Source organism: Burkholderia cepacia GG4, from assembly GCF_000292915.1.
Lineage (GTDB): Bacteria > Pseudomonadota > Gammaproteobacteria > Burkholderiales > Burkholderiaceae > Burkholderia > Burkholderia cepacia_D.
On record NC_018513.1, the window covers coordinates 2286771 to 2305580 of the forward strand.

Sequence of the window (18810 nt, forward strand, 5' to 3'; positions counted from 1 at the left end):
GTGCGCCGAGACTGTCCGGAATCTGCGGGGAATCTGTGCTCAATTGTGTTCGATTGTTCGCGATTGTCGTGCGGTGGCCCGGGTGGCCGGAACGCCGGATAGAATTCGCCTGCCGCGCCGCGCGCCCGCCTGCCTGCCGGGGTGCGGGACGACGCGTGCGTAACGAGGAGACCATGTACGACAATCCGCTCAAATACCGTGTGCTGCTGATCGAGGACGACGACCGCCTCGCGCAGCTCGTGCGCGAATACCTCGACGGCTATGAATTCACGGTGACGGTCGTGCGGCGCGGCGACCTCGCCGTCGCAGCGGTGCGCGAGCACCAGCCCGCGCTCGTGATACTCGACCTGATGCTGCCGAATCTCGACGGGATGGAGGTGTGCAGGCGCATTCGCGCGTTCACCAACGTCCCGGTGCTGATTCTCACCGCGCGCGCGGATGTCTACGACCAGGTCGCGGGCCTCGAGACCGGCGCCGACGACTACGTGACGAAGCCGATCGAGCCGCGCGTGCTGGTGGCGCGCGCCCGTGCGCTGCTGCGGCGCGCGCAGCCGGCCGCAACGGACCCGCCGGCCGCCGCGCCCGAAGCGCTCGTGTTCGGCGAACTGACGATCTCGCCGCCGAACCGCACGGTCACATGGCGCGGCGAGCCGGTCGACCTGAAGACCGCCGAATTCAACCTGCTGCTGATCCTCGCGCGCGCGGCCGGCACCGTGCTGAGCCGCGACGACATCCTGAAGCAGTTGCGCGGGATCGAGTTCGACGGCCTCGACCGCTCCGTCGATTCCGGCATCTCGAAGCTGCGCCGCCGCTTCGAGGATGCGTCATCGGAGCCGCACAAGATCAAGACGATCTGGGGCCGCGGCTACCTGTTCAGCCCTTCCGCGTGGGACGAATAAATGCTGCGCCCGTTGATCAGGCTGTACCTCATCGTGATCCTGTGTGTCGCCGGATCGATCCTGTTCATTCAGCTATCGTTCGACCGGATCTTCTACGATCGCGTCGCGCAGGCGCAGCGCGATTCGCTGACGACCTACGCGTTCGTGCTGAACGATTACCTGGAACGCCATCCGGGCGCGCAACGCACGCTCGCGCTGCGCGAACTCGCGAAGCACGGCAACGAGGGATTCCGCTTCACAACGATGGCCGGCGCCCGCGCGCAATTGAGCGGCACGCCGCTGCGCGATCTCGACGCCGGCCGGATTGCGATCAGCTACGACGGCAAGGATTACTACATGCCGCTCGCGGACGGCTTCGTGCTGCATGCGCGCCCGACCGAGGCGGCCGACCTCGACATCAAGATCTATGCGTACCTGCTGCTCGCGCTCGCCGCGCTGTTCGCGGTGGTGCTGTGGATCTCGTATCACTGGCGCGACCTGCGCAAGCTGCAGGCTGCCGCCCACGCGTTCGGCGCGGGCAAGCTGTCGACGCGCGTGCAGCTGTCCGGCCGGTCGAACATCTACGAGCTGTCGCAGCAGTTCAACGACATGGCCGAGCGGATCGAGGCGTCGATCAAGCAGCAGCGCGAGATGATGCACGGGATCTCGCACGAGCTGAAAACGCCGCTCGCGCGGCTCGAATTCGGGCTCGCGCTGCTCGCCGACTCCGACGACAGCGGCCGGATGCGCGAGCGCCGCGACGAACTGCGGCGCGACGTACGCGAACTCGACGAGCTGGTGACCGAGCTGCTGACGATCGGGCGGCTCGAACAAGGCGCAAGCGAGCTCGCGCCGATGGATGTGGTCGTCGATGCACTGGTCGACAGCGTCGCCGGCAATGTCGCGAACGACGTCGCCGATCGCGGCCTCACACTCGGCGTGTCGACGACCGGCGCCCCCGCCACCCACGTGTGCGATCCGAAGCTCGTCGCGCGCGCCTTGCTGAACCTGATCCGCAACGGCGCGCGCTATGCGTCGCGCACGGTCCTGCTGTCCGCGACGAGCGATGCGTCCGGCGCGCTGGTGCTGAGCGTCGACGATGACGGCCCCGGCATCCCGATCGCCGAACGCGCGCGCGTGTTCGAACCGTTTCAGCGGCTCGATTCGAGCCGCGACCGGCAGACCGGCGGGTTCGGTCTCGGGCTCGCGATCGTGCGGCGCGTCGCGCTCGTGCATGGCGGCAACGTGCGGCTCGAGGATTCGCCGCTCGGCGGCGCACGCTTCGTGATCACGCTGCCGGCGCGGACCTTGCCGGAATTCCTGTGCGATGCGCCGCCCCGCCCGGCTCACGCACGAACCGGCCACACGGACCAGGTCGAATCGCAGCATTGAGCGCGGGCGCGGCCCAGGCCGCGCCCGCCATTCCGTCACGACTGCGCGACCGGAGCCGTCCGCGCGAGCCGCGCCGGCGCGGTTTCCTTCAGCGCCAGCGCAACGAAGAAGCCGAGCACCAGCGCGCCCATGCCGAGCTGCATGATGTACTGGATGCCGAAATGCTTCGCGACGTAGCCCGCCACCGACGGCGCGATGCCGCCGCCGAAGATTTCGCCGACGCCGATCACGAGCCCCGATGCCGTGGTCATCAGCTGCGCCGGCACGGCTTCCGCGCTGAGCGGCCCGACCGTCAGCGTGATCATCGCGAACACGAAGAAGATCGTCGCCAACAGCCCCGCAAACAGCGCGACCGGATCGGCCCCCGTGCGCGAGAACGACCACAGCGACACGAACGCGCCGAGCACCGACAGCACCATCACTGGCCGGCGGCCGATCCGGTCGGACAACGCCGGCATCGCGACCCCGCCGAGCGTGCCGCCGATGCCGGTCGCGGACAGCACGAAACCCATCTGCTGCAGGCCCAGGTGCAGGTAGTCGGTCAGGTAGTTCGGCAACAGCGCGCTCAGCACGATCAGGCAGGTCAGCCAGCACAGCATCCCGACGAAGCACAGCGGCACGTTCCGGTAGCGCAGCACGTCGCGCCACCGATGGCTGCCGGCATCGCCCGCGTCGGTATGCGCGGCCGCGCGTTCGGCGCTGGTATCGCGCAGCACCTTCCACGTCAGCGCGCAGACGACAAGCCCCGGCACCGCGACCATCGCGAAGATCCAGTGCCACGGCACCACGCGCATCAGTTGCGTGACGACGATCGGTGCGATGCCGAGCCCGAAGAGCGGCAGGGCCGCCTGCTGGATGCCGACGTTGCGGCCGTGCCGCGCCGGATCCGATGCGTCGAGCGTCGCGGTGATGCTCGACGGCGTGTACGCCCCTTCCGCGAAGCCCATCACCGCGCGGATCGCGATCAGGCTGCCGACGCCCCACGCGAGCCCGCTCGCGCAGGCCAGCAGCGAGAACGCGAGCATCGCCGGAAGGATGACCTTGCGATGACCGAAGCGATCGGACAGGTTGCCGGTCAGCAGCGCGGATACGCCCCACGCGACCGACAGCGCCGCCGTGATGTGACCGAGATCCTGATAGTCGAGTTTCAGGTCCCGCATCATCACGGGAAAGAGCGGCATGATCATGAAACGGTCGACGCCGACGAGCCCGAATCCGAGCGCGAGCAGCGCGACGATCTTCCATTCGTACGAGGTGTCCCGATCGGACACGCGTGCGTTGTTCATCTGGTTTCTCCAAAGGGTTGCGCGAGGCCGCGCATTCAGAACACGGTATGCATGCCGATGCGTGCAATCGCCTGGTTGGCGCCGGACGACGCGCCGTCCGGGTCGAGCACGCCGTTGATCTGCGCGCGTGCGCCGCTGCTCGCGCGCTGCCACGCGCCGCTCGCATAGACCATCGTCCGCTTCGACAGGCGGTACTGGACGGTCGCCGTCAGCTGGTGCGCGTGGTTGTTGTCGAGCGTCGCGTTGCCCTTCATGTACATGTAGTCCGCGCCGAGCGTCGTCGCACCGGTCAGCTGCCACGTGCCGCCCAGCTCGCTCATCCACGCGGCGCCGCCCGACGCCGCGTTGCGCACCGTCGTGAACAGCGTGCTCAGGTTGACCGCGCCGAATCCGTAGCGCAGGCCTGCGCCCCAGTTGCGCACGCTGGTTGCGGCCGAGCCTGCCTGCGCGCCGTATTTTTCGTTCGTGTAAGCGGCCGCCGCGCCAAACGTTCCGATCGAATAGTCGGCGCCGACGCTCACGGTATTGTTCGCGCCGATGCTGCCGGGCACGCCGCCGACGCCGTACAGCGCGCCGAACTTCAGCCCGCCGATCACGGGGCTCACGTACTTGACCGCGTTCGCGACGCGCTGGCTGCCGGCCATCCGGTCCCAGTCGAACGCGCCGGTCGGATTGCCCGGCAACGCGAGCTTCTGGAACGGGCCGTTGCGCAGGTTGTACAGGCCGCCCACGTCCCGCGCCGCATCGACCCCGCCGAAGAACAGCGTGTCGGCCATGAACTCGTACTGGTTGCCGAGCGTGATCGTGCCGTAGCGGTCGTTCTGGATGCCGACGAACGCGGTGCGCGCGAACAGCCCGTCGCCGATCGTCGCGCCCGAACCGATCGCGATCTGGCTGACGAGCTGGAAGATCACGTGTGTGCCGCCGCCGATATCTTCGCTGCCGCGCAGCCCGATGAGACTCGGCGTGAATATGCCGTCGTCGAACTTCGCGACGCCGTGACCGCCTTCGTTGCTCACGTAACTCACGCCTGCATCGAGCAGGCCGAACAGCGTGACGCTGCTCTGCGCGGAGGCCGCGCACGCATGCCCGAGCGCCAGCACCCCGATTGCACAGGTCTTCTTGCCGACCATCCTGATCTCCAATGTGATTCGTTATACTGATTAATATGACGAGAATGAAGCACCTGAAGCGCCGGGCCGGGCGGCCCGACGAAGATGCGCCGGCGCGAGCCGGCGGCATGCGATGAAGCTCAGGCGGCTTCGGTGTTCTCGAAGAAGTAGTCCGGCACGTCCGGTCCCCAGAGATACAGCGAGTCCTCCGGCGGGTGGTCGCCGACCGGCCACTCGACGCCCGCGCCGACATAGTCGATGTCGGCCGAATACTCCCAGAACGAGCCCCACGGGTCGCGCACGTACTGGAAGTAGTTCGAACCCAGCACGTGACGCCCGACGCCCCACCCTTCGACGTAACCGGCCCGCTGCATCTGCATCTTGCCGAGCCCGACATCGTCGACGGCCGGCACGTCCCATGCGCTGTGATGCCAGCCCTTCGCGCTGCCCTGCGCGAAGGCGACCAGGTGATGGTCGCTGCCGTGGCGCGCGTGCAGGAACGCGACGATGCCCGCCGCGCCGTCCGACAAACCGAGGCCGAGTGCCTGCTCGTAGAACGCGATCGCCCGGCCGATGTCAGGCGTGAACATCAGCACGTGCGACAGCCGCGCCGGATGCACCGTCGGCGCGTCGCCGCGGAACAGTGCGCCGCGCTGCGGCCGGATGCCGGTCGCGCGCGGCGCCGCCGGCTTGCATCCGGGCGTCGTCTTCGCGCCCGTCTTCAACTGCAGCAGGTTGCCGTCCGGATCCTCGAACCAGAAGCCGTCGTCCGCCGCGCGCCCTTCGGGCGGCGCCGCCACACGCGCGCCCGCACCGAGAATCTGCGCGCGCAGCGGTGCGAAGTCGTCGGCGAAGCAGTTCAGCGACAGGTAAGCGAGCCGCTTGCGCGGCCCCTCGCGCAGCGTCGCCCAGACGTGGCCGCCGGGCGCCGTGCGCAGCCGCAGCTCGTGTTCGCCGGCCTCGACGTCGAAGCCGAACGCGGTCACGAAGCGATGGGCGTCCGCCAGGCTCGGCACGTCGAGCGCGAAGTGGTCGATGCTGTGGATGCCGAACGGGGCCCGCTTGCTGATCCCGGTCCTGGCAGTCGTCGCATTCGTCATTCCGGCCTCCGTTACGCTTCGGCCAGCGCGGCCGCGTCGGCAGTCACGCGCGCCTGCCCCGCGCCGCCGAGCATCCGCGACAGCACGCGGCGCAGCGCGCCGGCCGGATCGTCCGCCAGCGCTTCCGAACGCCATGCGACGAAGCGGTCCGGCCGCACCAGCACGCAGCCGTGATCCTCGATCTCGCGCTGCCGCGCCCAGTCGCCGTACACGTCGAAAGTCGACGTGCCGTGCTCGATCGACACCGCGCGGATCTCGATGCCGAATTCGTCGCCGACCTGCTTCGCCGCGTCGAGCCACGCGTGCCCGCCGGCCCCCGTGAGCACCGTGAACGCGCCCTGGCCGACGAGGTCGAGCGTCGACACCGGTGCGCCGTCGCGCTGGATCCACGCATGCGGAATGGATGCGCCTGGCGTCGTCGTCGGATGATAGTAAAGCTCCGGGTCACGCGACGGAATCGGGAATGTCGCGCCGTCGCGCACGATCGCGGACGACGTGTAGTGCTGCCCGAGCTCGACGCCGTGGCAGTTGAACTGATAGTTCTGCAGCTCGACCGCGTCGGCGAGCGCCTTGCGACGCTTGCGGCCGGCGTCGTCCTGCGCGAACAGGCCGTCGAGCGACGCCCAGCCTTCCTCGACGCTCTGCCCTTCCGAGAAGCCGAGCGCCTTCGCGATCGGCAGCATCTCGCCGACCGATTTGATCGCACGATTCACGACCGCCTCGGCGACCGGTTGGCGTTCGTCCGAATAGGTCTGCAGCAGTGCGGGCGACGCCTGCCCCTTCACGATCATCGCGAGCTTCCATGCGAGGTTGAACGCGTCCTGCACCGACGTGTTCGAGCCGAGCCCGTTTGCCGGCGGATGGCGGTGCGCGGCGTCGCCGGCGATCGCGACGCGGCCCTTCACCATGGTGCGCGCGACCATCCGGTTGATCGTCCATTTCGACACGGCCTTCACGCGGATCGGGATGTCCGGGTCGCCGATCGTCGCGCGTGCCCGCGCGATCACCGCGTCGTGGCTCAGGTCGGGTTCGCCGTCCTTCGGGTTGTACATGAACAGCAGCACCCATTCGTTCCACGGCCGCACACAGATGTACGTGCCGCTGCCGACCCAGTAGTCGCTGCCCGGCTGGCTCATCCAGTACAGCACGCCCGGGCGGTGCGCGGTGTATTTCTCGAGGTCGACCTCGAGCCAGCAGTTCACCGCGCAGCCGAGCCCCATTTCGCCGTCGAGTTCGAAGCCGATCTGCTTGACCACGATGCTTTGCGCGCCGTCCGCGCCGACCGCGTAGTCGGCGATCACCTCGATCTCCTCGCGCGTCACGACGTCGACGAGCTGCGCGATCACCGCGTCTTCCGTCTGACGAATCGACACGAGTTCGGTGTTGAACAGGATGCGCGCGCCGTACTCGCGCGCCGCGCCGAGAATCACCGGCTCGAGCAGATGCTGCGGCGCATTGCACATCTGCGACGGGCTGGCCGCCTCGTAGTCGGCCTTGCGCCGCGTGCCGGTGCCCCAGGTCTGCAGCCGCGCGATCTCGCGATCCGCGAAGCTGGTCGCCCATACGTTGTTGGTCATCAGCTCGTTCGGCGTCGCGAGCGCGCGCACGCGCTCCTCGATGCCGAGGTCGCGGAACACCTCGATCGTGCGCTGGTTCGTGATGTGCGCGCGCGGCGAATGGGCGGTGCCCGGATAGCGCGTGATCGCCAGTACCTCGACGCCGTATTTCGCCAGCAGCGCCGCGGTCGTCAGCCCGGCCGGCCCTGCGCCGACCACCAACACCGGAACTCGAATCTGTCTCATGTCTTCCTCAGTCTCTTGATAGGTCCGTTCAACGGCCGGCGTTCACTGCGCCGCGTCTTCGTCGCGCACCGGATTGCGCAGGATGCCTAGCCCTTCGATCTCGACCTCGCACACGTCGCCGTCGCGCATGATCAGCTTCGGCTCGCGCGCCCAGCCGATGCCGGCCGGCGTGCCGCTGACGATCACGTCGCCGGCTTCCAGCGTGATCGCCTCGCTGACGATCGCGATCAGCGTCGCGACGTCGAACAGCATGTCGCTCGTATTCGCCGACTGCACGACCTTGCCGTTCAGCCGCGTTTCCAGGCGCAGCCCTGCGCCGCCCGCCGGCAGCTCGTCGGCGGTCACGAGCGCCGGGCCGAACGCACCGGTGCCGTCGAAGTTCTTGCCGACGGTCCATTGCGGCGCCTTGAACTGGTACTCGCGCACCGACCCGTCGTTGAACACCGAGTAGCCGGCCACGCAATCGAGCGCGCTCGCCTTCGGGATATGACGGCCGCCGCTTTTCAGCACGACCGCCAGCTCGCCTTCAAAGTCCAGCGAATCGGACACACGCGGGCGGATCATCGGCGCGCCGTGCCCGATCAGGCTGGTGGTGAAGCGCGGGAACAGGGTCGGATAGGAAGGCTGTTCATACGGGCTTTCCTTCGTGTGGTCGGCGTAGTTCAGCCCGACGCAGATGATCTTGCCGGGCCGCGTGAGCGGTGGCAGCCACGTCACTTCGTCGACGTGAAAGGTCGGGCCGGTCGCCGCCTGACGATCGGCAAAGCCGGCCAGATCGATACCGCTCGCGAGCAGTTGCTCGAGCGTCGCGTCGCCGAGCGACACGATGGTCGAGTCGCGCTGCACGCCGAGCATCCGTTTGTGGCCATCGGGCGAAAAATTCACGTAACGCATGACATCTCCAGATCAAGGGGGTCGCCGCCGGGCTGGCCGCGATTTAGATACAAATTTAGAAAATATATATATTTTCGTCTTTGCATGTTTACCCTAGGATTCGCATACGTCTCTGTGTTCTGCATATAATTTGGCCATCTGGAGGGAAACATTCGTGGACATGACGTTTGACGACGCGGCGACCGGCGGCTCGCGCACCATGGCGTCGGTACTGGCCGACACCATTCTTCGGGACATCGTGTCCGGGGCGCTCGCCCCCGGCTCCAAGCTGAAGATCCGGGAACTGGCCGACCGTTACCAGGCCGGCGTGATCCCGCTGCGTGAGGCCGTGTCGCGGCTCGCGATGAGCGGCTTCGTCGATGCGGAGGACCAGCGCGGCTTTCGCGTCACGCCAGTCTCGCGCGCGGATCTCGAGGACATCACGTCGGTGCGGCAGTGCATCGAGTCCGAGGCGCTGCGCGACGCGATCGACAGCGGCAACCTCGAATGGGAAGCGTCGGTGCTCGCGGCGTTCCACCTGGTCAACAGCCTGCCGACCGTCATCGACGAACCGCCGCGGATGAACCCCGACTGGGAGCGCGCGCACGACCACTTCCACGCGACGCTGCTGGCCGGCTGCCGCTCGAAATGGCTCAGGCATTTCGCGGCGACGCTGCGCACGCAGACCGCCCGCTACCGGCACCAGTCGCTGCGCAGCCAGCATGCGGATGAGCGGGATGTCGGCCGCGAGCACGAGGCGATCGTGAAGGCCGTGCTCGCGCGCGACGCCGATCGCGCCTGCGAGTTGCTGCGCGAGCACTTCGCCGCCACCGCGCGGCTCGTGCTGGAAGACAGCACCCCGGCAAACAGCGCGGCGCCGGCGCCGCGGTCCGCCGGCAAGGCGCGCGCACCGCGCTAGGCCGCGCATCCCGTGCGTCACCCGTTCCCGTCACCCGCTTGGTAGCCCGCTTCGCCCCCCGTTCCGCACCGCCGGATCGGGCCGGCCGATCGCCGCATCCGCGGCATTCGTCGCCTTCAAACCCATCAGTGATCCTGATCATGCCGACCATGTTAGCGGCATGCCCCGCCCTGTCGCCCGCGCATTCCGTTCGATGAACGAGAACACTATGTTCTGTCCGCGCGCGCTACGCACCGCCGCGCGGATCGCATAAGCTGACGACTCTCGCCGGCATCCGAATCCGGCGAATCGCCAGGCGCGGGCCGCTTCGATGTCGCCACTCAACGGCGCCACTCGATCGTCGCGGCACCGCACCGCAGCAGAATCGCATCGCGCCCGCACGACGGGGCGGCGCGATCGTGATCCCCAGCCTCCCACCACCCTGATCTGGAGAGAACCATGGCAAGCGAACCGATTCGCGATCCCGCGAACGACCACCTGCTCACCCCGCAGAACGCGGCGTTCATCGTCATCGATTACCAGCCGGTCCAGGTGAACTCCATCGCATCGATGGATCGCCAGCTGCTGATCAACAACATCGTCGGTGCATCGAAGGCCGCAGTCGCGTACAACCTGCCGATCGTCCACTCGACCGTCAACGTGCAGACCGGCCTGAACAAGCCGCCGATCCCGCAGCTGCGCGCCGCGCTCGAAGGCTATCCGACCTACGACCGCACCAGCATCAACTCGTGGGAAGACGTCGAGTTCCGCAAGGCCGTCGAAGCCACCGGCCGCAAGAAACTGATCATGACCGCGCTGTGGACCGAGGCGTGCCTGACCTTCCCGGCGCTCGACGCGCTGAAGGCCGGCTACGAGGTCTATGTGGTCGTCGACGCGGTCGGCGGCACGTCGGTCGCCGCGCACGAAGCCGCGCTGCGCCGCATCGAGCAGGCCGGCGGCCAGATGATCAGCGTCGCACAGCTGTTCTGCGAACTGCAGCGCGACTGGGCCCGCAGCGCAACCGTCCCGGCGTTCATCAACCTGTTCATCGAAACCGGCGGCACCGCAGGCATCCAGTTCTCGTACGACAAGAGCTGAGCGGCGACGGCGAATGCCGTTCCGTGCGGTGGCGCCCGCCTCGTCCGCGACGGGCGCCACCGCGCAGCAACGCTGCATCGACGCCCGGCGTCGATGCCCTCCCTCCGACCGATAACGGATACGAACGCGCCATGGCCGACTATCTCCTGTTCGCGGGCCGCTTCTTCATCGCGCTGATGTTCGTGCTGAGCGGAATCAACAAATTCCTGTTCTTCCAGCACGGCCTCGACGAGGTTCGCGCGAAGAACCTGCCGTTCCCGCGCCTCGCCCTGGCGAGCACGATCATCGTCCAGCTCGCCTGCGGCGTCGCGATCATGGTCGGTTTCCAGACCACGCTCGCGTCGCTGCTGCTCGCGGTCTTCACGCTCGCGACCGCGGTCGTGTTCTACGACTTCTGGAACCAGCAAGGCAACCAGCGCACGCTGATGCTCACCGGCTTTCTCGAACACATCAGCATCATCGGCGGCTTCATGATCCTGATCGCCGCCGGCCCCGGCCGCCTGGCCGCCCATGCGTGAAGCCGATTCGCCGGTGACCGGCCGCCCCGCACGCACGCGGGATCGAGGAGAACGAAGATGACGAAACTGCATATCGTCGCGGTGCTGTACGCGAAGGCCGGCCACGAGGCGCGCCTGCGCACCCGGCTTGCCGAGCTCGTCGAGCCGTCCCGGCAGGAGCACGGCAACCTGCGCTATGAACTGCTGCTCGACGAAGCCGACCCACGCCGCTTCGTGTTCGTCGAGATGTGGGAGAACGCGCAGACCCAGGCCCGCCACCATAACGAAGGCCCGCATATCCTCGCGTTCCAGGCCCGCGACTGGGACGCCGTCGAGAAGGTGGAGGTCTATCGCCTCAGCCAGATCGCCTGACGCCCGCCCGCGCGCCTGCACCCGGCGCGGGCCGCCGTTCGCAAATCGCGCCGCCCCGACGGCGGCGCGATCGATCGTTCCATGCATGGAACACTGAGGACAATCCGGCCCGTCTATCGACACGCAACGCCTTCCACTACGCTTGAAGCCGTACGGACTGCCTACGGCGTCGGGCTCGCGTGAACCACCCTGCTCCCGAACGGCTGGACCGTGCTGCGTTGCGGCGCGGTCGCACGCCGGCGCGCGGGCGGACGATGCATTCGGCGCGTCGAACACGTATCGCAATCCTGCGTGTTGCCACAGTTCCGGCGCTTGCCGCCGCGCGCCGCGCTTTCGTCGCACGATTCGCGCCGGCTCCGACCGCAGCGTCGTGCGTCGATCGCCGCAGACAGACCGCAAGCGCGGCAGACGTGCGCCCCTGACTCATGCCCGACGACACTCGGACCGCATCATGAAATCCCTGAACATAGACGATATCCAGGCCTTCCTGTTCGCCGTCGAGCGGCAAAGCATCACCGAATCCGCACGCCGGCTCGGCCTGTCGAAGTCCGTCGTCAGCAAACGCATCAGCGACCTCGAGCGCACGCTCGGCGTGCAGTTGCTGATGCGCTCGACCCGCAACGTCACGCCGACCGAAGCCGGCGTGACCTTCTACCGCGCCGCATCCGAATCGATGCGCCGGCTCGTCGACGTCGCCGAGGAGATCGCCGAACGTTCGCACGGACTGTGCGGCGAGCTGCGCATCACGTCGCCAGTCAGCCTCACCCGCCGCTGGCTCGGGCCGGCGATCGCGAAGTTCGCCGCCGCGCATCCGCAGTTGCGCGTCACGCTCGAAACCGACGATCGCACCGTGAACCTCGAAGTCGAGCGCTTCGACGTCGCGATCCGCTCGGCACGGCTGCCCGACAGCGCGCTCATCGCGCGCCGCGTCGCCGCGTGCGAGCGTGTCGTCGTCTGTAGCCCCGGCTATCTCGCGACGCACGGCGAACCGGCGTCGATCGACGCGCTGCTCGAGCACCGGTGCCTGAACTACAGCCACACGGCGCCGTCGGCCACGTGGACGTTCACGACGCCGGGCAGCCTCGGCAAGCCGCGCGCGATCAGCCCGGGCAGCGCGTTCCTGTCCAACAACGGCGAAACGCTGCGCGACGCCGCGGTGCAAGGCATCGGCATCGCGATGCTGCCGCGCTACATCGCCGACGAATGCCTGCGCGACGGCCGGCTGGTGCGCGTGCTCGCCGATGAAGCGCCGCAGGACGAAGTGATCTACGCGGTCTATCCGCGCAATCCGTATGCGGGCAACAAGCTGAAGCTGTTCATCGAGCACGTGCGCATCGCGCTGCTCGATCCACCGTGGTCGGCCGATGCGGACAAGGAGTTGCATGCCGAAACGCTGTCGACGGATTCGGTCTGACGAGATGCGCGTTTCCATCGATACGACAGAGCGTTTCGGGTCCGGTTGCGAGCGCGACTGGTCCGGCTTTCGTCGCGTGACCCGACGGCAGCCGGCCGCTTTCGCAGCATCGCCGCGCGCGCCACGCGCGCCACGCGCCGCCCCGTCGAACCCGCCACGCCGGACCCGTCCGGTCGCCACGCCATGTCATCGAACAAGCGCACGCTAACGCGGCCGTTCACCGCGGCGTGGGTCGCGCGCACGCTGATCGGCATGAGCCGCGAATTCGGCCAGACCGACGGCGCCCGCCTGATCCATGTCGCGAAGACGGTCGTCGCCGTCGTGCTGGCGATGGGCGTCTCGATGCGGCTGGAGCTGGCGGCGCCACGCACGGCGATGGTGACCGTCGTGATCCTGATGATGCATCAGCACAGCGGCATGGTGATGGCGCGCGGCTTCTATCGCGGCGTCGGCATGCTGATCGGCAACCTGGCCGCGATCGTGCTGATCGGCGCGTTCCCGCAGGAGCGCGTGCTGTTCCTGAGTGCGCTCGTGGTATGGATCGGCTGCTGCACGTGGGGCGCCGCGTATTTCCGGAACTATCAGTCGTACGGCTTCGTGCTCGCCGGCTATGCGACCTGTATCGCCGCGATCCCGTCGATCGACCGGCCCTACGACATCATCGCCAATGTCGTCACCGGGCTCGGCGAGGTATCGATCGGCATCCTGTCGGCCGGTGTCGTCAGCGCGCTGATCCTGCCGCGCCATGTCCGCGCGATGCTGATGAAGACCGGCGAAGACCACTACGCCGACGTCATCGGCTTCGTGCGCGCCGCGCTCACGCAAACCCTGCCGGCCGACGAACAGAGCCGCCGCTACCTGCGGCTCCTCGCCGCGCGCGCGCAACTCGAGAACCTGCGCAGCGCCGCGGTATTCGAGGATCCCGACCTGCGCGCGCGCAACGACATCATGACGCGCATGGCCGGCCAGTTCCTCGATGCCGGCGCGCGCTTCCATGCGCTGCATCAGTATCGGGCCAGCCTGCAGCGCGCCGCCGACCGGCACGCCGCCAGCGTGCTGTCGGCCGCCTGCGACGACGTCGCGCGCGTGCTGCCGCCGGATGATCCGGCGCGCGCGTTCGACCTGCGGGCCGTCGAGCAGCTCGTCGACGCGCTCGACCAGGCCATCGCGCGGCTGACCGACAGCCGCACACCGGAACCGGTGCCCGATGCGCGAGACGCGCTCACCGGACTGTCGCTGCTGAAACAGGCACTCGGCAGCCTGCGCGCGTATCTGGCGGACTTCATCGCGATCCGCCGCCAGCCGGCGCCGGCCGCGACCGCATCCGGGCCGGTCCGCGCACCGGTGCGCATCGTCACCACCGCGAACCGCATGGTGTCCGCCGCCGCGGGACTGCGCGCGATCGTCGCGGTGTCGGCGGTGTCGCTGTTCTGGATCGCGTCGGGCTGGACGGGCGCAGCCGGCGCCGTTGTGTCCGCCACGATCGCGAGCGCGCTGTACTCGATCATGCCGGCGCCGGCCGCGGCGACGCGCCAGGTCGCGCTCGGCTGCACGGTCGCATGGCTCGCGAGCGTCGGCTTCAATTTCGTGCTGCTGCCCGGCATGGACAGCTTCGCACCGCTCGCCGCGGCGTTCGCGCTGTTCATCGCGGTCGGCGCGTACCTGAATTCGTTTCCGAAGACGGCCGCATTCGGCCTCGGCTTCAACATCTACTTCTGCTTCCTGACCAACCTCACCAATCCCGTCGTCTATGCGCCCACGGCGACGCTCGATGCAGGCTTCTCGTCGATTCTCGGCATCGTCGCCGCATCGCTCGCGTATTCCGTCGTCGCGCCGTATGCGGGCGACTGGGCGACCGGGCGCTATCTCCATGCGCTGCGGCGCCTGGTGTCGGTCGATGCGTGTTTCGGCGAACTCGCCGGCCTGATGCCGCGCTTCGACGCGGGCCTGCGCGACTTCACGCTGCAGATCGCCGCGCGCCCGGCGACCGGCCACCTCGGCCAGCAGGAACTGTTCGCGTGGAGCTTCGCGTCGCTGGAGATCGGTCGCAGCATCGTCGATCTGCGCACGGCAGGCGCCGCCGAGCCGCCAGCTAGCGTGTGGCACGCGCACGAACGTGCGCTGTGCACGTCGGTCTCGCGCCTGTTCGAGCAGCCGTCGCCCGCGACACTGCACGATGCCGAACGCGCGGCCACCGATGCGCTCGCCACGCTCAATGCCGCGCCCCCGCTCACCTCCGGCCTGGCGCCGCGCCTGGCCGACTGCGTCCATTTCATTCGCGTGTCGCTGCAATGCAATCTCGTCCCGCTGCAACGCCCGCCCGCCACGTCCATTCCGCCCGATGATGCCCGTGTGTAATCCCGAGTGCCGCACCGCGGCAAGCTCGTCCCGCACCCTCGCCGCGCGCGGCATCGCGGCGCTCGCCCTGCTGTGGCTCGGCGCGTGCGCGCATACCGGCGGCATTGCGCCGCGCGCGACGCTCGTCGACGCAGCCGCGGTCGCGAACGGGTTGCCCGCGTCCGCGTCGCAGGCATCGTGGCCGCGCGACGACTGGTGGCGCGCGTGGCGCGATCCGCAGCTCGACGCGCTGGTCGCCGACGCCGTGGCCGGCAGCCCCGCGTTGCGTGTCGCACAGGCACGCATCGACCGCTACGCCGAGCTGGCACGCATTGCCGGCGCGGCGCGCTACCCGACCGTCTCCGCGAGCGGCGATTTCGGCCGCACGCGCTTCGCGCGGTTCGCCAGCTCCAGTCCGCCGGGCGGCAACACGGTCTGGCACAACTCGGCCGGCGTCGACGTCGGCTACCCGCTCGACCTGTGGGGCAAGCATCGCGCGGAACGCGAAGGCGCGCTCGACAGCACGCTGGCGGCCGAGGCCGATGCGCGCGTGGCGCGCCTGGCGCTCGAAACCGCGGTCGTGCGCACCTACGTCACGTTCGCGAAAACGTTCGACCAGCGCGACGTCGCAGTGGCGACCCGCAAGCGCCAGCAGGACGTCGTCGACATCATCGCGCGCCGCTACCGGGCCGGACTCGCGAGCCGCTTCGAGATCACCCAGGCGAGCACGCCGGTGGCAACGAGCCGCGCGCAGATCGAGGAACTCGACCGGCAGCTCGCGGTGCTGCGCAACGAACTGGCCGTCCTCACCGGCCGCGGGCCGGGCGCCGGCGCGGCGCTCGCGCGGCCCGCGCTGCGGCTCGACGTGCCGGTCGCGCTGCCGGCGAACCTGCCGGCCGAACTCGTCGGCCACCGGCCGGACATCAGCGCCGCGCGCTGGCGCGTCGAAGCAACGGCAAAGGGAATACACGCCGCGCACGCCGACTTCTATCCGAACATCGACCTGATCGCGAGCGCCGGGCTCGCGTCCGCGGCGTTCGGCGGCTTCTTCACGTTCATCAACAACGATGCGATGACGCACGGGTTCGGCGCGGCCATTTCGCTGCCGATCTTCGACGGCGGGCTTCGCCAGGGCCGCTACGGCGTCGCGGTTGCCGACTACGACCTCGCGGTCGAGACATACAACGAAGCCGTCCTCGCGGCGTTCCGCGACGTCGCGGACCAGGTCGTGTCGCTGCAGTCGCTCGCGCAGCAGCAGGTCGACATCGAGGCCGCGAACGACTCCGCGCAGCACGCGTTCGACTACGCGACGCAGGGCTACCGCGCGGGGCTCACGGATTACCTGAACGTGCTGTCGACCCAGACCGAACTGCTGCAGGCGCAGCAGGCGCTCGCCAACGTGCGCGCCGCCCGCCTCGACGCGTGGGCGCAACTGATGATGGCGCTCGGCGGCGGCGTCGAACCGACGGGCGACACCGCCGCCCGGCCACCGCGAGGAGCGCCCGATGTTCCCTGAAGTTCCGATCGCGTCGCTGCTCGTGCCCGGCGTGCTGCCCGCGTTCCTCGGCTGCGGCGTCGCATTCTGGATCGTCGACCGCGTGCTCGCCCGCGCGGGGCTGTACCGGCACGTGTGGCATCCCGCGCTGTTCCGCGTTTCCGTGTTCGTGTGCCTGTTCTGCGGCGCCGGCCTGCTGCTGGCCGGCTGATGGATCACCCTGCTTCGTATCGAGTCAACATGCGTGCCCAAACCTGTTTCCGCGTGGCGGCCACCCTGCTGCTGTTCGTCGTCGCCGTCCTGCTCGCCCACGCGCTGTGGAATCGCTACATGTATGCGCCGTGGACGCGCGACGGCCGCGTGCGCGCCAAGGTCGTCAATATCGCGCCGGACGTGTCGGGCATCGTGACCGACGTGCTCGTCGCCGACAACCAGCAGGTGCGCCGCGGCGACGTGCTATTCCGCATCGACGCCGACCGCTTCCGCTACGCGCTCGCGCAAGCCGACGCGCAGCTCGACCTGCGCAAGGCCGAGCTCGACATGCGCCGCCAGCAAGCGTCGCGCCGTGCGCAGCTCGACAGCGCGGTGATCTCGGCCGAGGTGCGCGAGGATGCCGGGTCGGCCGCACGGCAGGCGCAGGCCAGCTACCAGGCAGCGCTCGCCACGCGCGACGTCGCGCGCCTGAATCTCGCGCGCAGCGAAATCCGCGCGCCCGTCGACGGCTACATCACGAACCTGAATCTGTATCCGGGCGACTACGCGACCGCCGGCGTCGCGCGGCTGGCGCTGATCGATGCGCATTCGTACTGGGTCTACGGCTATTTCGAGGAAACCAAGCTGCCGCAGGTGCACGTCGGCGATCCGGCCGAAATCCGGCTGCTGTCCGGCGGGCCGTCGTTGAGCGGGCACGTCGAAAGCGTCGCGCGCGGCATCAGCGATCGCGACAATCCGGCCGGCTCGACACTGCTTGCCGACGTCAACCCGATCTTCACGTGGGTGCGGCTCGCGCAGCGCGTGCCGGTCCGGATCCGGCTGGACGGCATGCCGCCCGACGGCTTCCTCGCAGCGGGCACGACCTGCACGGTCACGCTGCGCCCGGCGCCGCGTGCGACGACGCACAGCGCGCCGACGGATGCGCGCCCGTGATGCCGTGGCCTGATCCGTCGCACGCAGGCACGCCGGTGTTCGATATCGGGCAACACGGTGTTCTTCGCCCCGTGCCTTCCGGTGCCTGCGCACGCGCTTTTACACTGGGCATGCGTCGACGATCCGCACGGCTCGTCAATCCCGTGCACCGTCTGGCGGCGAATTCCGTACCGACCGCGTCGATTGCGCGCGGTTCGGCTCGATCCCGATCGACACCATCCCCGTTGGCCGGCAGGAGACTCGCAATGGCATTCAGCGTAACTAACGAAGTTCGGCGTTTCGCCCGGCGCACCGCAGGTGATCGATCATGCTGACCGTCTCTTCCGTCGGCATCGCGCCGCGCGCCGCGTCGCCCGGGCGCAGCCAGATTCATGTCACGCTGCTCGAGTGGTCGCACGATGAGCTGCTCGTGCGCTGGGTCGAAAGCGGCCGCCTGCACTACGGCGAACAGAAATGGCGACGCGCGGTTGCGCGGCGCGATGGACGGTGCGCGTATTCGGGCCGCACGATCGTGCAGGGCGACGCCGTGTTCCGTCCGACCGGCCGGCCGCGCCCGGCGAATCACCTGGCGATGATCGCGGCCGACGCGATCGCGTCGCTCGATGCGTGATGTGCGCAGCGGTGCTGGCTGCGTCGGGAACCCGCTTGCTCGAACCGGCGCTGCCGGGAGCGAAAGCGACGTTCCGCGCAACGCCTCTTTCGCACTCCGGATGCTGCTTCGCAGGCGTTTTCACCGGCTTCGTTGATCACCGGGCGACAGTGCGTCACGCGTGTGCCCGCTTATCGTTCGAGGTGATCGCGCGTATCGTCAACGCATGCTGTCTGATCCCGGTGGCGTCATCGGTATCGCTCGCCAACCGGCAGTCCACGCTCGTATGAGCGTGGACGTTGAAAAAAGGAAACTGATCATGGAATTCGTACTGGACCACTCGCTCGACGACGACACCGCACGCGCCGTCGAACATGAAATCTGGCGCGTCGATCCCGACGCGAAAGTCGAGATCGATCGCGCGACGTCGCACGTGAAGGTCGACTCGTGGCTGTTCCCCGAGGAATTCGTCGTCGCGTTCGAGGACGCGGGCTACAGCGTCAGGATCAAGGATCACTGAC

18 protein-coding genes are annotated in these 18810 nt (G+C 68.6%); 13 read left to right on the plus strand and 5 right to left on the minus strand.

Translation table 11 applies throughout. The annotated features are described in order from the left end of the window. Window positions 1-173 precede the first annotated feature (173 nt). Entirely contained in the window at window positions 174-899 is a 726-nt protein-coding gene (locus tag GEM_RS10405) for a response regulator (protein ID WP_014897365.1), read from the plus strand. After that, entirely contained in the window at window positions 900-2270 is a 1371-nt protein-coding gene (locus tag GEM_RS10410; protein ID WP_014897366.1) for an ATP-binding protein, read from the plus strand. 35 nt (window positions 2271-2305) lie between these two features. Here GEM_RS10410 and GEM_RS10415 read toward each other — a convergent pair whose 3' ends face one another. From GEM_RS10415 to GEM_RS10435, 5 genes are all read right to left on the minus strand, one after another. Continuing rightward, window positions 2306-3556, minus strand: a complete 1251-nt coding sequence (locus GEM_RS10415) for an MFS transporter (RefSeq protein WP_014897367.1) — start codon at window positions 3554-3556, stop codon at window positions 2306-2308. 35 nt (window positions 3557-3591) lie between these two features. After that, window positions 3592-4689, minus strand: a complete 1098-nt coding sequence (locus tag GEM_RS10420; RefSeq protein ID WP_014897368.1) for a porin — start codon at window positions 4687-4689, stop codon at window positions 3592-3594. A gap of 119 nt (window positions 4690-4808) precedes the next feature. Further along, window positions 4809-5768, minus strand: coding sequence for a VOC family protein (locus GEM_RS10425; RefSeq protein ID WP_014897369.1), 960 nt, complete (start codon window positions 5766-5768; stop codon window positions 4809-4811). 11 nt (window positions 5769-5779) lie between these two features. Next, window positions 5780-7570, minus strand: coding sequence for an FAD-dependent monooxygenase (locus tag GEM_RS10430; protein WP_014897370.1), 1791 nt, complete (start codon window positions 7568-7570; stop codon window positions 5780-5782). A gap of 42 nt (window positions 7571-7612) precedes the next feature. Next, complete coding sequence (locus GEM_RS10435; protein WP_014897371.1) at window positions 7613-8464, minus strand: fumarylacetoacetate hydrolase family protein; 852 nt, start codon at window positions 8462-8464, stop codon at window positions 7613-7615. A gap of 160 nt (window positions 8465-8624) precedes the next feature. Between GEM_RS10435 and GEM_RS10440 the strand changes: the two genes are divergently transcribed. The 11 genes from GEM_RS10440 (at window position 8625) to GEM_RS10490 (ending at window position 18809) form a co-directional block, all read left to right on the plus strand. Then, window positions 8625-9362 carry a GntR family transcriptional regulator gene (locus GEM_RS10440; protein ID WP_051137974.1) on the plus strand — a complete coding sequence of 246 codons (738 nt, stop codon included), beginning with the start codon at window positions 8625-8627 and terminating at the stop codon, window positions 9360-9362. Between the two features lie 438 nt (window positions 9363-9800). After that, window positions 9801-10439, plus strand: a complete 639-nt coding sequence (locus tag GEM_RS10445; RefSeq protein ID WP_014897373.1) for a hydrolase — start codon at window positions 9801-9803, stop codon at window positions 10437-10439. A gap of 131 nt (window positions 10440-10570) precedes the next feature. Then, window positions 10571-10957: a DoxX family protein gene (locus GEM_RS10450; protein ID WP_014897374.1), complete on the plus strand. Its 387-nt coding sequence runs from the start codon at window positions 10571-10573 to the stop codon at window positions 10955-10957. Between the two features lie 57 nt (window positions 10958-11014). Then, window positions 11015-11308: a putative quinol monooxygenase gene (locus GEM_RS10455; protein ID WP_014897375.1), complete on the plus strand. Its 294-nt coding sequence runs from the start codon at window positions 11015-11017 to the stop codon at window positions 11306-11308. A gap of 460 nt (window positions 11309-11768) precedes the next feature. After that, window positions 11769-12722: a LysR family transcriptional regulator gene (locus GEM_RS10460; protein WP_041490660.1), complete on the plus strand. Its 954-nt coding sequence runs from the start codon at window positions 11769-11771 to the stop codon at window positions 12720-12722. 183 nt (window positions 12723-12905) lie between these two features. Continuing rightward, window positions 12906-15080, plus strand: coding sequence for an FUSC family protein (locus GEM_RS10465; protein ID WP_014897377.1), 2175 nt, complete (start codon window positions 12906-12908; stop codon window positions 15078-15080). Next, window positions 15064-16575, plus strand: coding sequence for an efflux transporter outer membrane subunit (locus GEM_RS10470; protein WP_014897378.1), 1512 nt, complete (start codon window positions 15064-15066; stop codon window positions 16573-16575). Before GEM_RS10465 ends, GEM_RS10470 begins: the two co-directional genes overlap by 17 nt. After that, entirely contained in the window at window positions 16565-16765 is a 201-nt protein-coding gene (locus GEM_RS10475) for a DUF1656 domain-containing protein (RefSeq protein ID WP_014897379.1), read from the plus strand. Before GEM_RS10470 ends, GEM_RS10475 begins: the two co-directional genes overlap by 11 nt. A gap of 29 nt (window positions 16766-16794) precedes the next feature. Continuing rightward, the gene (locus GEM_RS10480; RefSeq protein WP_014897380.1) at window positions 16795-17700 is read left to right on the plus strand and encodes an HlyD family secretion protein; all 906 of its coding nucleotides are present in this window, start codon (window positions 16795-16797) and stop codon (window positions 17698-17700) included. Window positions 17701-18007: 307 nt separating this feature from the next. Next, a complete protein-coding gene (locus GEM_RS10485; RefSeq protein ID WP_014897381.1) occupies window positions 18008-18310 on the plus strand; it encodes a DUF3331 domain-containing protein in 303 nt (100 codons plus the stop codon). Between the two features lie 298 nt (window positions 18311-18608). Beyond that, window positions 18609-18809 carry a hypothetical protein gene (locus tag GEM_RS10490; RefSeq protein WP_014897382.1) on the plus strand — a complete coding sequence of 67 codons (201 nt, stop codon included), beginning with the start codon at window positions 18609-18611 and terminating at the stop codon, window positions 18807-18809. Window position 18810 lies beyond the last annotated feature (1 nt).